Annotated in this window: 1 protein-coding gene; it reads right to left on the minus strand. The window is 60.3% G+C overall.

The window, feature by feature from the left end; translation table 11 throughout:
• On the minus strand, nucleotides 1-305 hold a 305-nt coding region (locus tag U5A65_RS40835; protein WP_321949750.1), incomplete at its 3' end, for an NAD-dependent epimerase/dehydratase family protein.

Genomic DNA, 305 nt, shown 5'->3' on the forward strand with positions numbered 1-305 from the left:
TCGAGCACGGCGCGGCTATAGCGGAAGTTGTTGTCCATCATGTAGCGGCCGTCGGTTTCCATCGTGTCCGAACAGGCGCCTTCGTGGAATACCGCGCGCACGTTGCCGAAATCGCCGCGCGTGAAGCGCTCGACGAACTCGGTCTTGTCGATGTAGTCGTCGATCTCGCAATCGACGAGATTCCTGAACTTGTCCGCGCGGGTGAGATTGTCGACGGCGATGATGCGGTCTTCGCCGCGTTCGTTCAGCGCCTTGACGATGTTGCTGCCGATAAAGCCGGCCGCGCCGGTGACGATGAGAGTCAT

The organism is Paraburkholderia sp. J10-1 (assembly GCF_905220165.1).
Taxonomy (GTDB): Bacteria; Pseudomonadota; Gammaproteobacteria; order Burkholderiales; family Burkholderiaceae; genus Paraburkholderia.